This is a genomic window from Nonomuraea sp. NPDC048882 (assembly GCF_040649755.1).
Taxonomy (GTDB): Bacteria; Actinomycetota; Actinomycetes; order Streptosporangiales; family Streptosporangiaceae; genus Nonomuraea; species Nonomuraea maheshkhaliensis.
In genome coordinates this window covers 40,860-55,232 of the sequence record NZ_JBEZGB010000021.1, presented here as the reverse complement: position 1 = coordinate 55,232, position 14,373 = coordinate 40,860, and the positions used below count along the sequence as shown (strand labels likewise).

At 73.5% G+C, this 14,373-nt stretch carries 17 protein-coding genes; 11 read left to right on the top strand and 6 right to left on the bottom strand.

Translation table 11 applies throughout. The features are described from left to right. Both AB0C27_RS47105 and AB0C27_RS47100 read left to right on the top strand, forming a co-directional pair. Positions 1–474, top strand: coding sequence for a hypothetical protein (locus tag AB0C27_RS47105; RefSeq protein WP_357859648.1), 474 nt, complete (start codon positions 1–3; stop codon positions 472–474). 141 nt (positions 475–615) lie between these two features. After that, a complete protein-coding gene (locus tag AB0C27_RS47100) occupies positions 616–1,377 on the top strand; it encodes a TSUP family transporter (protein ID WP_357859645.1) in 762 nt (253 codons plus the stop codon). A 109-nt stretch (positions 1,378–1,486) separates the two neighbouring features. Here the strand turns inward: AB0C27_RS47100 and AB0C27_RS47095 are convergent, their stop codons facing one another. Beyond that, a complete protein-coding gene (locus AB0C27_RS47095) occupies positions 1,487–2,647 on the bottom strand; it encodes an MFS transporter (protein ID WP_357859642.1) in 1,161 nt (386 codons plus the stop codon). Next, positions 2,644–3,396, bottom strand: a complete 753-nt coding sequence (locus AB0C27_RS47090) for a DeoR/GlpR family DNA-binding transcription regulator (protein ID WP_357859639.1) — start codon at positions 3,394–3,396, stop codon at positions 2,644–2,646. Before AB0C27_RS47090 ends, AB0C27_RS47095 begins: the two co-directional genes overlap by 4 nt. Positions 3,397–3,440: 44 nt before the next feature. On the opposite strand from AB0C27_RS47090, the gene AB0C27_RS47085 reads away from it, so the two are divergent. From AB0C27_RS47085 to AB0C27_RS47070, 4 genes are read left to right on the top strand one after another with little or no spacing between them, the layout of a single operon-like run. Continuing rightward, positions 3,441–4,412: a WYL domain-containing protein gene (locus AB0C27_RS47085; RefSeq protein ID WP_357859636.1), complete on the top strand. Its 972-nt coding sequence runs from the start codon at positions 3,441–3,443 to the stop codon at positions 4,410–4,412. Positions 4,413–4,472: 60 nt separating this feature from the next. Then, positions 4,473–5,087 (top strand): LysE family translocator, encoded by a 615-nt coding sequence (locus AB0C27_RS47080; protein WP_357859634.1) that lies wholly within the window; start codon positions 4,473–4,475, stop codon positions 5,085–5,087. Next, positions 5,084–5,818, top strand: coding sequence for an alpha/beta hydrolase (locus AB0C27_RS47075; RefSeq protein WP_357859631.1), 735 nt, complete (start codon positions 5,084–5,086; stop codon positions 5,816–5,818). The genes AB0C27_RS47080 and AB0C27_RS47075 overlap by 4 nt, the downstream gene beginning before the upstream one ends. 3 nt (positions 5,819–5,821) lie before the next feature. Further along, positions 5,822–6,034, top strand: a complete 213-nt coding sequence (locus AB0C27_RS47070; RefSeq protein WP_346101938.1) for a hypothetical protein — start codon at positions 5,822–5,824, stop codon at positions 6,032–6,034. Positions 6,035–6,079: 45 nt separating this feature from the next. On the opposite strand, the gene AB0C27_RS47065 is transcribed toward AB0C27_RS47070, so the two are convergent. Continuing rightward, positions 6,080–6,958 (bottom strand): hypothetical protein, encoded by an 879-nt coding sequence (locus AB0C27_RS47065; RefSeq protein WP_357859627.1) that lies wholly within the window; start codon positions 6,956–6,958, stop codon positions 6,080–6,082. 36 nt (positions 6,959–6,994) lie between these two features. Between AB0C27_RS47065 and AB0C27_RS47060 the strand changes: the two genes are divergently transcribed. Together AB0C27_RS47060 and AB0C27_RS47055 are read left to right on the top strand one after the other, a co-directional pair. Continuing rightward, positions 6,995–7,564 (top strand): CGNR zinc finger domain-containing protein, encoded by a 570-nt coding sequence (locus tag AB0C27_RS47060; protein WP_357859624.1) that lies wholly within the window; start codon positions 6,995–6,997, stop codon positions 7,562–7,564. Between the two features lie 106 nt (positions 7,565–7,670). Beyond that, positions 7,671–8,141, top strand: a complete 471-nt coding sequence (locus AB0C27_RS47055; protein ID WP_357859621.1) for a pyridoxamine 5'-phosphate oxidase family protein — start codon at positions 7,671–7,673, stop codon at positions 8,139–8,141. 39 nt (positions 8,142–8,180) lie between these two features. On the opposite strand, the gene AB0C27_RS47050 is transcribed toward AB0C27_RS47055, so the two are convergent. Next, on the bottom strand, positions 8,181–8,942 hold the full coding sequence (locus AB0C27_RS47050) for an SDR family oxidoreductase (protein WP_357859619.1): 762 nt from the start codon (positions 8,940–8,942) through the stop codon (positions 8,181–8,183). 319 nt (positions 8,943–9,261) lie between these two features. Here AB0C27_RS47050 and AB0C27_RS47045 point away from each other — a divergent pair, with 319 nt between their 5' ends. Beyond that, on the top strand, positions 9,262–9,981 hold the full coding sequence (locus tag AB0C27_RS47045; RefSeq protein WP_357859616.1) for a class I SAM-dependent methyltransferase: 720 nt from the start codon (positions 9,262–9,264) through the stop codon (positions 9,979–9,981). Positions 9,982–9,997: 16 nt separating this feature from the next. Here AB0C27_RS47045 and AB0C27_RS47040 read toward each other — a convergent pair whose 3' ends face one another. Next, complete coding sequence (locus tag AB0C27_RS47040) at positions 9,998–10,576, bottom strand: dienelactone hydrolase family protein (RefSeq protein WP_357859613.1); 579 nt, start codon at positions 10,574–10,576, stop codon at positions 9,998–10,000. A gap of 182 nt (positions 10,577–10,758) precedes the next feature. On the opposite strand from AB0C27_RS47040, the gene AB0C27_RS47035 reads away from it, so the two are divergent. Next, positions 10,759–11,259 (top strand): hypothetical protein, encoded by a 501-nt coding sequence (locus AB0C27_RS47035; RefSeq protein ID WP_357859610.1) that lies wholly within the window; start codon positions 10,759–10,761, stop codon positions 11,257–11,259. A 149-nt stretch (positions 11,260–11,408) separates the two neighbouring features. Then, positions 11,409–13,769 carry an ATP-binding domain-containing protein gene (locus AB0C27_RS47030; RefSeq protein WP_357859607.1) on the top strand — a complete coding sequence of 787 codons (2,361 nt, stop codon included), beginning with the start codon at positions 11,409–11,411 and terminating at the stop codon, positions 13,767–13,769. Between the two features lie 79 nt (positions 13,770–13,848). On the opposite strand, the gene AB0C27_RS47025 is transcribed toward AB0C27_RS47030, so the two are convergent. Beyond that, complete coding sequence (locus tag AB0C27_RS47025; RefSeq protein ID WP_357859604.1) at positions 13,849–14,304, bottom strand: MarR family transcriptional regulator; 456 nt, start codon at positions 14,302–14,304, stop codon at positions 13,849–13,851. Positions 14,305–14,373 lie beyond the last annotated feature (69 nt).

The window sequence follows — 14,373 nt, the reverse complement described above, 5'->3', positions numbered from 1 at the left end:
TTGCGCGGGCTCGAGGCCGAGGGCATGGTCGAACGCGACCCGCTCACCCGGCGCTACCGGCTCGGATGGCGGCTGTTCGCCCTCGCCGCGCGGACCGAGCAGTCCCGGCTCGTCCGGGTCTCGGCCCCCTACGTGCGGCGGCTGGCCGCGGCGTTCGACGAGGACGCCTACCTGTGCGTGCTGCGCGGCAACATGGTGCTGACCCTGCTGTCGGTGCCCTCCTTGCGCGCCTACCACCGGGTCTGGGAGGGCGTCTCCGTCCCGGTGATCATGGCGGTGGCCGGCCGGTCGCTGCTGGCCGAGTGGGACGAGGAACGCGTGCGTGAGCTCCTCGCCACCGTGCTGCCCGCCGGGCTCGACGGCAGCGTCGGCGGCATCGACGCGTGGCTGAAGGAGCTGGCCTCGGCGCGCACGGACGGCTACGCGGTCTCCGACGTCGAGCTGGACGACAGCGAGGCGGGCCGGCCGGGCTGAGCGCTCAGCCGGGGCTGGAGCTGGGCTTGACCGACATCCCGGCGGGGCTGTGAGTGACGCCTGGGCAGGGGCTGGCGCTGGGTAACTGATTCCCGACTTGTACACTCTTGTCGTTTCTTGGGGGAATCGGGGGAGTGGCGCGTGCCGCTGGATCAGGTCCTGGTGTTGCTGACCGCGGCCGCAGGAGCAGGGTGGGTCGACGCCGTCGTGGGCGGCGGCGGCCTGCTGCAGCTGCCCGCCGTGCTGATGACCGGCATGCCGACGGTCGAGGCGATGGCCACCAACAAGCTCTCGTCCGTCTTCGGCACCACCTCGGCGGCCGTCGCCTACGCCCGCTCCACCAAGGTGGACCGCCAGGTGGTGCTGCCGGGCGCGGCCCTGGCCGTGGTGTGCGCCGGGCTGGGCGCGTGGGCCGCCGCCTCCATCTCGGCCGAGGTGCTGCGGCCGGCCGTCATCGTGGTGCTGCTGGCGGTGGCCGCGTTCGTGACGCTGCGGCCGGCGATGGGCGCGGTGCCCGTGCCGCACCTGCGCACCCGGTCCCGCGTCGTCGCGGCGGTGGCCACGGCCGGTGTCGGGATCGCCTTCTACGACGGCGTCCTGGGGCCGGGCACGGGAACGTTCTTCATCATCGCCTTCACCACCATCCTCGGGCTGGACTTCGTCTCGGCGTCGGCCTCTGCCAAGATCATCAATATCGGGACGAACCTGGGCGCGCTGGCGGTGTTCGCGGTGCAGGGGCACGTGCAGTGGGGGCTGGGCCTCGGCATGGCCGTGTGCAACGTGGCCGGCGCCCAGTTCGGCGCGCGGATGGCGCTCAGGCGGGGCGCGTCGTTCGTCCGGATCGTGCTGTTGTGCGTGGTCGTTGCGATGGTGATCAGGCTCGGCTGGCAGCAGTTCGCCTGACCGCCGCGCCCGTTCTGCCCGCGCCCGTTCTGCCCGCGCCCGTTCTGCCCGCGTCTGTCGCGCCCGCGCCCGTTCCCCGGCGCGCGCGTCGAGAGGCGCCGGACATCGCTCAGGGCGCCCGTTCCTCGGCGCGGACGCGCAGCGCCGTCGCGGCCAGGGCCACGAATGCGGCCAGCAGCGCGGGAACGGCGAGCGCCCGGGGCAGCCCCGTCAGCTCGGCCAGGCCTCCGATGAGCACCGGCCCGGTCAGGAACCCCAGGTAGCCGAGCGCCGCCACCCGCGCCAGCGACCGCCCGGCGTAGGCCGGATCCCGGTGCCCGGCGGCCGCGAACACCTGCGGCACGATGCACGACAAACCCGCCCCGAAGAGCCCGAACCCGGCCACGCCCGCCACCGGATGCCCGGCCAGCAACGCCAGCCCCAGCCCGGCCGCCGCCAGCAGGCCGCAGCAGCGCACCAGCGGCACCGGCCCGAACCGGGCGGCCAGCCGGTCACCTGCCAGCCGGCCCGCCGTCATCATGATCGAGAAGGCCGCGTACCCGGCGGCGGCGAACCCCGGCGCGGCGGCCAGGTCCTCGCTCAGGTAGACCGAGCTCCAGTCCGCCGCGGCCCCCTCGCCCACCAGGCAGCAGAACGCCAGCACGCCCAGGAACACGATGCCCTTCGGCAGCCCGGCCCGCCCCCGCGCGCCGTCCGCCGGCTCGGGCGCGGGCCGCAGCGCCCACCGCGCCGCCCAGACCGCCAGCGCCGCGATCACCGCCCCGGCCGACCAGAACGTGACCGCCGCCGTCAGCGCGAAGTGCGCGAACAGCCCGCCCACGCTCGCCCCGGCGAACCCGCCCACGCTGAAGACGGCGTGGAACGACGACATGACCGGCCGCCCCAGAGCCCGCTCCACCTGCACGGCGTTGGCGTTCATGGACACGTCGAGCACCCCGTGCACGAGCCCGAACAGCAGCAGCGCCCCCGCCAGCGACGCCAGGTCGAAGGCGTGGGCCGGCAGCACCAGGACCACGCCCTGGGCCAGCGCGGCCGGGATCATCACCCGGGCGCTGCCGTGGCGGTCCACCAGCCGGCCCACCACCGTCATGCCGAGCACCGACCCGGCGGCGATGGCCAGCAGGGCCAGGCTCAGCTGGCCGTCGCCGAGCCCCAGCCGTTCCTTGATGGCCGGGATGCGCGCCGTCCACGTGCCGATGGCCGCCCCGGCCAGGAAGAACAGCAGGTAGACGGCCATCCGCTCACGGACGAGGACCCGGGGGCCGCTCACCCGCTCTCCTTGACCGTCACGCCGGCCGCCACCAGGGCGTCGCGTTCCTCCGGCGGGATGCCGGGATCGGTCACCACCACGTCCAGCCGGCCGATCGGGCAGACCGCGCCGAACGCCGTACGCGCGAACTTGCCCGAGTCGCACACCACGACCACCCGCCGCGCCGAGGCGATGGCGGCCTGCTTGACGGCCACCTCCGGCAGGTCGTGCGCGGTCAGGCCGTGCTCGGCCGACAGGCCGCAGCAGCCGATCACGGCCGTGTCGAAGCGCAGCGCCCTGATCGAGCTCTCGGTGAGCGGGCCTGTGACGTTCAGCTCGCCCTTGCGCACCTCGCCGCCGGGCAGCACCACCCGCACCCGCGGCGCGCCCGCCAGCAGCGACACGGCCTGCAACGCCAGCGGCAGCACGGTCACCCGCCGGCCGGCCAGCGCGCGGGCCACCTCCAGCGCGGTCGTGCCGCCGTCCAGGATCACCGCCTCCCCGTCGGCGACCAGCTCCGCCGCCGCCTGCCCGATGCGCCGCTTGGCCTCCACCGCCTCGCGCTCACGCACCCCGAACGGCGGCTCCTCGCCGCGCAGCAGCAACGACAGCGCGCCGCCCCTGACCCGGCGGACCACCCCCTGCTGGGCCAGCTCGTCCAGGTCACGCCTGATCGTCATCTCCGACACGCCGTGCTCGGCGGCCAGCTCGGACACCGACACGCTGTCGGCGGTCCGCAGGGTGTTCATGATGGCGCGCACACGTTCCATCTGTTCATACAAACATGGACAATGTGCGCAATACAATGGCGGGTATGCGTGCCAGCCGCCTGCTCTCGCTTCTCCTGCTGCTGCAGACGCGCGGCCGCATGACCGCGCCGGAGCTGGCGGCCGAGCTGGAGGTGTCGGTACGCACCGTCTACCGCGACGTCGAGGCACTGTCGGCGGCCGGCGTCCCGGTCTACGCCGACCGCGGCCCGGCGGGCGGCTACCAGTTGCTCGACGGCTACCGCACCCGGCTCAACGGGCTGACCGCCGAGGAGGCGTCGTCGCTGTTCCTGGCCGGGCTGCCGGGCCCGGCAGCCGAGCTGGGCAGGGCGGAGCCGGCGGCCAACGCCGAGCTGAAACTGCTGGCCGCGCTGCCGCCCGAGCCGCGCTCGCACGCCTCCCGGATGCGGGAGCGGTTCCTGCTGGACGTGCCCGGCTGGTACCGCTCCTCCGACGACGTGCCGCACCTGAGCGAGGTGTCGGAGGCGGTGTGGGAGCAGCGGCCGCTGCACATGACCTACCGGCGCTGGGGCCAGAAGGAGGTCGACCGGATCATCCACCCGTACGGGCTCGTGCTCAAGGGCGGCTCCTGGTACCTGGTGGCGGCGCCGCCCGACGGCTCGCCGCGCACCTACCGGGTGGCGCGCATCCTGACGCTGGAGACGCTGCCCGGCCGCTTCGCCCGGCCGGACGGGTTCGAACTGGGCTCGTTCTGGCAGGCGTACGCCAAGGAGTTCCGCGAGCGGATGTACACCGCCGAGGCCGTCATCAAGGTGGCACCCGGGCGGGAGGACCTGCTGGCGTTCACGATGGGCGCCGACGTGGTCGGCGCCGCGCTGGCCGCCGCCGGCGAGCCCGACCCCGAGGGGTGGCGCACGCTGACCGTGCCGGTGGAGTCGATCACGCACGCGCGCTGGGTGCTGCTGCGGATGGGCGCCGACGTGGAGGTGCTGGGGCCGCCGCAGCTGCGCGCGCTCATGGGCGAGGCGGTCGCCGAGCTGGCCAAGCTGTACGGCTGACACCGGGACACGCACCGAAAACCAGGCGAAATCCGGGCGCGTGTCTGTCAGCATCCCCGCATGTACCTTCTCGCATTCGCGGGCGCGTGTGTCCTGGTGGCCATGGTGCCCGGGGTCAGCACGGCCATCATCCTGCGCCAGACGCTGCGCGCGGGCCGCGGCTCCGGCCTGGCCGCCACACTGGGCAACGAGACCGGGATCCTGGCGTGGGGCCTGGCCGCCGCGTTCGGCCTGTCGGCCCTGCTCGTGGCCTCGCAGCTGGCCTACGACGTCATGCGCGTGACCGGCGCCGTCCTGCTGGTCGCGATGGGCGCCCAGGCGCTGTGGCAGGCCCGCGAGGCGGCGCCGGCCAGGCAGGAGGCGGTGGTCGCGCCGGGGCGGCGCGGGCCGTACCTGGCCGGGCTCGGCACCTGCCTGGCCAACCCGAAGGCCGGCGTGTTCGCGATGTCGTTCCTGCCGCAGTTCGTCCCCGCCGGACACGACGTGCCGCTGACGCTGGTGACGCTCGCCCTGGTGTGGGTGGCGGTGGACCTGCTCTGGTACGGGCTGCTGGTCTGGGCGGTGGCCAGGGCCAGGGCCGTCCTGGAGCGGCCCGCGGTCAGGCGCAGGCTGGAGCGGATCTCCGGCGTGCTGCTCATCGGGCTGGGCGTGCGGATGGCGGTGGAGTCGCGATGACGATCTGGCACGCCGAACACGGCACGGGCGACCCGGTGGTGCTGCTGCACTCGTCGGCGGCCGCCTCCGGCATGTGGGACGCCCAGTGGGAGGCGCTGGCCGACCGCTTCCGGGTGATCAAGGTGGACTTCCGCGGGTACGGGCACACGCCCTACCGGGCCGACGGCCCCTACAACCACGCCGACGACGTGGCCAGGGTGCTGGCGGCGCTGGGCGTCACCCGGGCGGCCATGGTCGGCTCCTCGGGCGGGGGCCGGGTGGCGCTGGAGCTGGCCTCGGCCGGGCTGGCCGGGCGGCTGGTGCTGCTCAACCCCATCGTCGACCTGGAACCCACGCCGGATCTGCGGGCGTACTGGGACGAGGAGGCGCGCCTGCTGGAGCGCGGTCAGGTGGAGGAGGCCACCGAGCTCAACGTGCGCACCCTGCTGGGCCCCGAGGCGGACGAGGCGGCCCGGCTGCGGCTGGCGGCGATGCAGCGGCACGCGTTCGAGGTGCAGCTGGCCGCCGACCCCGAGCCGGAGCAGTTCGAACGGGAGCTGTCGCTGCCGGACCTGGACGTGCCCGCCCTGGTCGTGACCGGGGGGCACGAGCTGCCGTACTTCGTGGCCACCGCCCGCCAGGTGGCCGGTGAGCTGCCCGCGGGGCGGCTGCTGGAGCTGCCGTGGGCCGGTCACCTGCCGAGCCTGGAACGTCCTGAGGAGATCAACCGGCTGCTGCTGGACTACCTTTAGAACATGACGGACGACCTGGCGACCCTCGTGAGGCAGACGCAGGACGACGATCCGCTGCTGGCCCTGCGCGCCGCCACCGCGCTGCGCCGCGAGATCGAGCGGCTGGAGGCGGTCCAGGTCAGGCGCGCCCGGGTGGCCGGGCTCGCCTGGGCGCAGATCGCCGACGCGATCGGCGTGAGCAAACAGGCGGTGCACAAGAAGTACGGCCGCCGCTAGCCTCCCGGCGTGGCCGATGACGTGTGGCCGTCTCCGCTGGTCGCGTCAGTCGGGGACCCGCACCGTCGCGATGCCCAGCGTGCTGGTCATCGGCAGCAGCCCGGCCTCGAAGACCGCGCCGAGGAACGGGGAGGCGAGCTGGGCCAGCCGCCCGGCGCGCTCCTCCCCGAGCAGCCGCCACGGCTCGGCGGCCAGGTCGTCGGTCATGCGCTCCACCTGGTCACGCAGCTCACGGCCGCGCTCGGTGGCCTGTCCGGCGGCGTCCACCAGCCCTCTGGCGGCCAGCCGCTCCGTGGCCTCGGCCCACTCCTGCTCGCTCCAGCCCCGCCCGGCGAAGTTCGCCACCGGCGCGGCCCCGATCGCCGCGAACGACACCAGCGCCTCGCACGGATCCAGCTCCGCCGCGGCCAGGGCCGCCAGGTGGCCGTCGCCGCGGTGCTCGCGCAGCACGGTGGCGGCGTGCCAGAGCGCCAGGTGCGGCTCGTCCGGCCAGGGCAGGTCCAGGTTGGCCGCCGCGAACGGCCGCCCGCCCACCGTGACGCTCTGCGCCGCCCGCCTGGCCAGCTCCGCCGCCTCGGTCACGTCCGGCCCTGCCACCCGGTCGCCGAGCAGGTGGCGATAGGTCTGGTCGATCGCCTCCAGCCGGGTCCGCAGCACCTTCTCGGGCGAGGCCACGTCCCACACGGCGGGCACGTGCTCGGCCACCGTCGCCGGGCTGAAGCTGTAGTACGCCGCCGTGGCCAGCCGCGCGCCCGCCGCGCCCAGCGGGGCGGTGCGGTAGGCGAAATAGCTGGGCCAGCGCGACGTCATGTCGTACCCCAGCTCCGCGGCCGCGTCGTTCGCCTGCGGCGAGAAGTACAGCACGGCGTGCACCGGCTCCAGCTGATGCCACATGCGGCGGGCGAGCTTGGACTCTGCTCTCATGACCACAATCCCTCACTGTCTAGGTAAGCTATGCCAGTGACGATAGAGGCCTGGCGCATCACTGGTCAATCCCAAATAGACAGTTATGTCGGGAGGTGGGCGGAGCTCGGCGTCCTCCTGGTGAACGAACTGCACGTCACGCGCGCCCGCGGCCGTCCCGTCACCCCGCCGGAGAACCGGCGGGCCGCACTGGAGGAGGCGCTGCGCTCGCACGACTGGACGCCCGGTCGCCCGCTGACGGACGCCGACGCCGATCGGCTGGCCGGCGTGGCCGCCGAGCTCCACCCCGCCTTCGCCGGCGACATCACCGCGCTCAACCAGGCCCTGGTCCGCCACGGCGCCGTCCCCAGCCTGTACGGTGACCCGCCGCGCCTGGCCTTCCACAGTGCCGAGGCGAGCCTGCCCGACGCCTGGGCCGCCGACGCGGCCACGGCGCTGGCCATGGTGATCGGGGTCGGGCAGGGGGAGCGGCTGCGCTCGTGCGAGGCCGACGGGTGTGAGCTGGTCTTCTTCGACGTCACCAAGAACACCTCGCGGCGCTTCTGCGGCCTGTCCTGCCAGAACCGCGCCAAGGCCAGCGCCTACCGCGCCCGCCGCCGCGCCTGAACACCCGCTGGACGCGCGTCACCGGTCGCCTGCCGGTCGCCCCCGATCGTCGGCCGATGGTCCGGTAGCGGGGTTTGTGTCGGTGGCGGCGTCCATGATGGGTGCCATGGCTTCATGGAACGAGTTCGGCGAGCAGGCGCCGGAGCTGGCCGCGGTGGCGCGCCGCCTCATGGACGCGTACACGCACAAGGTGCTGGCCACGCTGCGCAAGGACGGCTCGCCCCGGGTGAGCGGCGTCGAGACGAGTTTCCGCGACGGGGAGCTGTGGACGGGCTCCATGCCGCGCGCGGTCAAGGCCGCCGACCTGCGCCGCGATCCGCGGATGGCGCTGCACGTGACCTCACGCGACCCCGACCCGGCCGACCCGTCCTCGTGGGAGGGGGACCTGAAGCTGGCCGGCCGGGCGGTGGAGATCACCGACGCGGAGCTGCTGGCGTCGTTCGGGCTGCCCGGCACCGAGTCCCACCTGTTCCGGATCGAGCTGAGCGAGGTGGCGTGGACCAGGGTCACCGGGGACGAGCTCGTCATCACCGCCTGGCGCGAGGGGGCGGGGGTGCGGGAGTTCCGCCGCGACTGATCTACTTTGTAAAGGCGCTCGGCGGCCGTACGAACAAGATCAGTGGACGGAGAAGCCTCCATCGACGAAGAGCATCTGGCCGGTGACGAAGGCGGAGGCGTTTCCGGCCAGGAAGACGGCGGCGCCCGCGAAGTCCTCCGGGACCCCGTTGCGGCCGGCCATGTGCCGCGCCGCCATGACCTCGACCCGGCCGGGGATGGCCTGCGCGGCCTCGGTCAGCGGGGTCAGCACGAACCCCGGCATGATCGTGTTCACGCACACCCCGTTTGCCGACCACGCTTCTGCCTGCGATCGGGTCAGCCCGGCGAGCGCCGCCTTGGACGCCCCGTAGACGCCGCTGTCGCCGAACGCGCTGATCGACTGCTGCGAGCCGACGTTCATGATCCGGCCCCAGCCGCGGGCGGCCATGCGCGGGCCGAAGTGCTGGCCGAGCAGGTAGGGGGCGGTCAGGTTGACGGCGATCGTGCGCTCGTAGTCGTCCACGGTGAGCTCGGCCATGGGCTTGCGGATGTTGTTGCCGGCGTCGTTGACCAGGATGTCGATGTCGCCGGCGCGCTCGCAGACCCGCTGGACGGCGGCGCGGTCGCCGAGGTCGGCGCTGATCGCGGAGGCGGTGACGCCGTGCTCGCGCAGCCGGGCGACCGCCTGGTCCAGTTCGGCCTGTCCGCGGGCGACCAGCACGACGCCGGCCCCGGCGCGCCCGATCGCCTCGGCGATGGCGTACCCGATCCCGGAACTGCCGCCGGTCACCAGCGCGCGCCGGCCGTGCAGGGAGAACAGCTCTCGCAGATAGTCGGACATGGACGGTCAAGCTAGCACCCGCCCGCACCGGCCGCGGCGGGTGGGCGAGGTGTGAGCAAGGCCACAGCCGCGCCCGCCGCCGGCCGGTGCCGGAGCGGAGCTGGAAGGCCCGCGCCCGCCGCTCAGGACGGCGCCGCCGGACGCCGGCCGCGCTCGCGGAGGGGAGTGAGGAGGGCGGCGGCACGGCGTTCCCGGCCCCCGTTCAGCGCCTTGCGGGAGGGTGTGGAAACGGCCTTTGACCAGGGCGTACGCGGGCCGTGGCGGCCTAAGATCGACGGGTCTGGCCGCGCGGGGCGGCCCCCTTCCTTGGAGGTCCCGGGTGAATCGCACCATCCGTACGATCGACGACGTCATGGAGCTGCTGGACCGGATGTTCGCCGCCGGCGCCGACCGGTGGACGGAGCAGGCGTCCGGCTGGTGGGACGAGTTCTACGCCGACCGCTCCAGGCAGGTGCCGTTCTTCACGGGCGGGCCGGACGAGAGCCTGGCCTCGTACGTGGACAGAGGGCTGCTGGTGCCCGGCCGCGCTCTGGACCTGGGCTGCGGCCCGGGACGCAACGCCGTCTACCTGGCCTTGCTCGGGTTCGAGGTGGACGCGGTGGACCTGTCGCCCACGGCCGTGGAGTGGGGGTGGGAGCGGGCTCGCGAGGCGGGGGCCGAGGTGCGTTTCGTGTGCGGGGACGCCTTCACCTCGGCGCCGGCGGGGCCGTACGACCTGGTGTACGACTCCGGCTGCCTGCACCACCTGCCGCCGCACCGCCGGGTGAGTTACCTCGCTCTGCTGGAACGGGTGCTCGCGCCCGGCGGCCACCTGGGGCTGACGTGCTTCGCGGCCGGCCGCATGGGCTCCGAGCAGCCCGACGAGGACTTCTACCGAGACGGCCGCCTGCACGGAGGGCTGGCCTACACGCCGCAGGAGTTGCGCCGGATCTTCTCCGGCTACACGGAGGTGGAGCTGCGCCCGATGACGGAGCAGCCGCGCGACGCCCCGCTGTTCGGCCAGGCGTTCCTGTTGTCGGCGCTGTTCCGCCGCACGTAGGTTCGCCGGCGGCGCGTCAGGAGAGGGCGTCGAGGAAGGCCAGCGTGCGAGACAGCAGCAACGTGGCGGCGTCCGGGTCGTAGGAGGGCAGGGTGGGGTCGGCGAAGTAGTGCTGGTCGCCGGGGTAGAGGAACAGCTCGCCCTGCCCGGCCGACTCGACCACCTGCCGGGCGAAGCCGAGGTCGCCCTCGCCGGCGAAGAAGGGGTCGGCGTCCATGCCGTGCACCTGGACCGGCACCCCGCCGGGCCAGGCGTCGCCGAACTCCGACAGCGGCACGCAGGCGTAGTACAGCAGCGCGCCCCGCGCGCCGGGCCGGGTCTGGGCCAGTTTCTGCGCGCTGAGCACCCCGATGGAGAAACCGGCGTAGACCAGTTCGGCGGGCAGGTCACCGGCCGCCCGGGTGCCCCGATCGATCACGGTGCCGAAGCCGATGTCCTGGACGTAGGCCATGCCCTCCTCGAGGCCGCCGAAGGTGCGGCCCTCGAACAGGTCGGGCGTGTGGACGGTGTGCCCGGCCCGGCGCAGGTCGTCGGCGAACACGGTGACGCCCGGGGTCAGCCCCAGTGCGTGATGAAAGAGAGCGACAGTCGCCATGGTCTTCTCCAACCCGTTCGCCGTCAGTACACGTGTTCGATCAGGCAGCCTATGCCTGTCTCCTCGCTCAGGGCCGAGTTTTCGCCCACAGAGCCGTCCTGAGCGATGCCGTCCTGAGCGATGAGTTCCGGCCGGGCCGGGGGTCTGTTCAGCCGGGACCGCGAACGGTGAGGAGGCCCGTGATGCAGCTGCTGCACGTGGCGGCGGTGTCGGCCGGCTGCGCGCTGGCCCTGGTCCCGGCGCTGCTGCCGCCGGCGCGTTCCGGCGGGAGGTGGCCGCACGTCGTCATGGCGCTGGGCATGGCGGCCGGGCACGCGGGGTTCGTGGTCGTCGCGGTGCTCGCGCTGCTGGCCGCCGGTTGGCTCTGCGGTTCGCCGTCCCGGCGGGCGGAGTCCGGTCATCACATCCACGACTTCGTGGTGATGTCGGTCCTGCTGGTGCTGACGGCGACAGGGGGATCCGATCACGTGGGGGCCGGGCACGCGCATGGGGGCGGCTCGGCGGCGGGGGTGGCGGTGGTGATCGGGGTGCTCTGGACCTGCGCCCGTCTCGTCCGGATCCTGCCGGAACGGGACGGGCGCCACCAGGAGCAGGGTCAGGGGCGGCGTCAGAGGCTGGGCCTGGAGCTGTGCTCGGCCGGAATGGCGGCCAGCATGGCTTTCATGGCCGTGCTGGCGCTCTGAAAGGTCGCGATCGGCACGCGGCTGCCCGCGGTGACGTCACGCGGGTGCGGAGAAGGGATTGCGCGGGCCTGTGGCGCGGCGCTAAGCTCGAACATTGCATGTCTGCAAGCGAGCCGTTCACAGACCTCCTGTTAGGAGTATACCAGGGAATGACTAATCGTCAAGATGGTCTTGCGCAAGCCCTTGACAGCGAGCAGCGCACTGTGGCGTGGCTCTACGACCTGCTCGACGTCGCCAGGCAGCGCGCCGAGGCGATGCTGCGCGAGGTGTACGCCAGGGGCGCCGGCGCGGGAACACGCCAGGCGATGGTGGAGCGCGAGGCGCTGGCCTCGGAGCAGGCGCGGCGGCTGGCGCAGCTGAACGCGGTCGAGCGGGGACTGTGCTTCGGCCGCGTGGACGACGGGTCGGGCCTGCGCACGTACATCGGCAGGATCGGCCTGCGCGACGAGCGGCACGAGTCGGTGCTGATCGACTGGCGGGCGCCGGCGGCGCGGCCGTTCTACGTGGCCACCGCGACCGATCCCGGCGGCCTGGTACGGCGCCGCCACCTGCACCTGAAGGACCGGGTCGTGGTCGGGATCGACGACGAGGTGTTCGACCTGGAGCGGATGAGCGAGGGGGATCGCCGCACGCTGGTGGGCGAGGCGGCGCTGCTGGCCGCGCTGCGCAGGGGCCGCACCGGCCGGATGGGCGACGTGGTGGCCACCATCCAGACCGAGCAGGACCGGGTGATCAGGGCCGGGCTGCAGGGGGCGCTGGTGGTGCAGGGCGGGCCGGGCACCGGTAAGACGGTGGCGGCGCTGCACCGGGCGGCGTACCTGCTCTACACCCACCGCGACACCCTCGAACGGCGCGGGGTGCTGGTCGTGGGCCCCAACCCGATGTTCCTGCGCTACATCGGCCAGGTGCTGCCCGCGCTGGGCGAGACGCAGGTGGTGATGACCACGGTCGGCGAGATGTTCCCCGGCGTGCGCGCGACGGCGGCCGACACACCGCAGGCGGCGGTGGTCAAGGGTGATCCGCGCATGGCCGAGGTGGTGGCCGAGGCGGTGCGGCTGCGTCAGCGGGTGCCGTCCGGCGAGCTGGTGGTGGAGCTCGACGGCCTGCGCCTGCGGGTGCCGCACGAGACGTGCGCCCGGCTGCGCGAGCGGGCGCGCGCGGTACGGCTGCCGCACAACATGGCGCGCAAGCTGTTCGTCACCGAGCTGCTCAAGGAGCTGGCCAGGGCCGAGGCGCGGGCGCTGGAGGAGTCGCTGCACATCGAGGAGCTGGTGATCGAGGGCGAGCCCGAGCTGAGCGAGCCGCTGGACCTGGAGGGCGATCTCGACGAGCTGGACGTGGAGCTGGCCTCGGCGCGGCTGTGGGGCGAGCCGGAGGTGCGCCGGGCGCTGGATGAGCTGTGGCCGGAGCTGACGCCGCAGCGGCTGGTGGCGGAGCTGCTCTCCTCGCCGGAGACGTTGTGGGCGGCCTGCCCGCCCGGCCTGGACTGGCACCTGCTGACGCGCCCGCCGGAGGCGGAGTGGACGGACGGGGACGTGCCGCTGCTGGACGAGGCGGCCGAGCTGCTCGGCGAGGACGACTCGGCGCTGCGGGTGGCGGCCAGGCGGGCGGAGCGGGAGCAGGCCGAGGAGCTGCTGTACGCGAGCGAGGTGCTGACCACGACGGGCGTGGCCGAGGCGGGCGTCCTCGACCGGGCCGACGTCCTGGCCGAGCGGCACGCCGACGACGGCACCGGCCTGACCACCGCCGACCGGGCGGCGGCCGACCGTAGCTGGGCCTACGGGCACGTGATCGTGGACGAGGCGCAGGAGCTGTCGCCGATGGCCTGGCGGATGATCATGAGGCGGGTGCCGGCCAAGTCGCTGACCGTGGTGGGCGACCTGGCCCAGACGGGCTCGGCGGCGGGGGCGCACACGTGGGCGGAAGTGCTGGACCCGTACCTGGAAGGGCGCTGGCGCGAGGAGCGGCTGCTGGTCAACTACCGCACGCCGGTGGAGATCATGCGGGTGGCGGCGGACGTGCTGCGCGCGTACGCGCCCGGGCAGGAGCCGCCGGAGTCGGTACGCGAGGGCGGCGCGGAGCCGCGGGCGGTCCGCATGCCGGTGTCCGGGCTGCCGGAGCTGGTGGCGGCCGAGCTGGCCGAACTCCGGGCCGAACTCGGCACGGACGGCGAGACCGGGATCGGAACCGGGACCGGGACCGGGACTGGGGGTGGCTCCGGCGCCGGGGCCGGGGAGGGCCGGTTGGGCGTGGTGACGCCGGACGCGCGGCACGCCGAGGTGGCCGCGCTGTTCCCGCGAGGGGACCTGGACGCGCCGGTGGTGGTGCTGACGGTGACGCAGGCCAAGGGGCTGGAGTTCGACGCGGTGGTGGTGGTCGACCCGGCGGGGATCCTGGGGCAGTCGCCGATGGGCGGCCAGGACCTGTACGTGGCGGTGACGCGGGCGACGCGGCGGCTGACGGTGGTGCACGAGGGCGAGCTGCCGCCGGTGCTGTCCCGCCTGGCGTAGAAATCTACAATGTAAAGGCGGTGGGCCGGTTCAAGGCCAGCCGCCCAGCAAAAAACCCTTGGCAGCGAGGCGGGAAGGGTCAGGCGTCGCCCTCGTGGGCGAGCTTCTCGGCCACGTCGCGGATCGTCCGGGTGACGCGGTCGAGGGCGCGCAGGGTCTCGGTGTCGAGGTGCTCCATGATGCGCCGGTAGTGCTGGGCGCCGCTGTTGTTGATGTCCTCGATCAGCTTGGTGCCGGCGGGGGTGAGCTGGACGCGGCGTACGCGGCGGTCATGGGGGTCCTCGTGCCGGCCGACGAGGCCGTGGGCGACGAGGCGGTCGACGATGCCGGTGACGGTGCCGAGGCCGACGCCGAGGTTGTGGGCCAGGTCCTGGCCGGAGGCGGAGCCGGTGGTGGACAGGATCAGGATGACCTTGAGCTGCCTCATGGTGAGGTTGGAGCTGAACAGGGGGGATTGGTGCTGGGCGAACAGCCTGCCCAGGCCACGCTGGGTCTGGGCGATCCGGCTGATCAGCTCTTCGCGTTCGTTGCTCACACTCACCTCTCGCTTCCTGAGAAGGTTATCAGGAAAGCTCGGTCCGTCTAAATATTCGTTCAAGGCGAA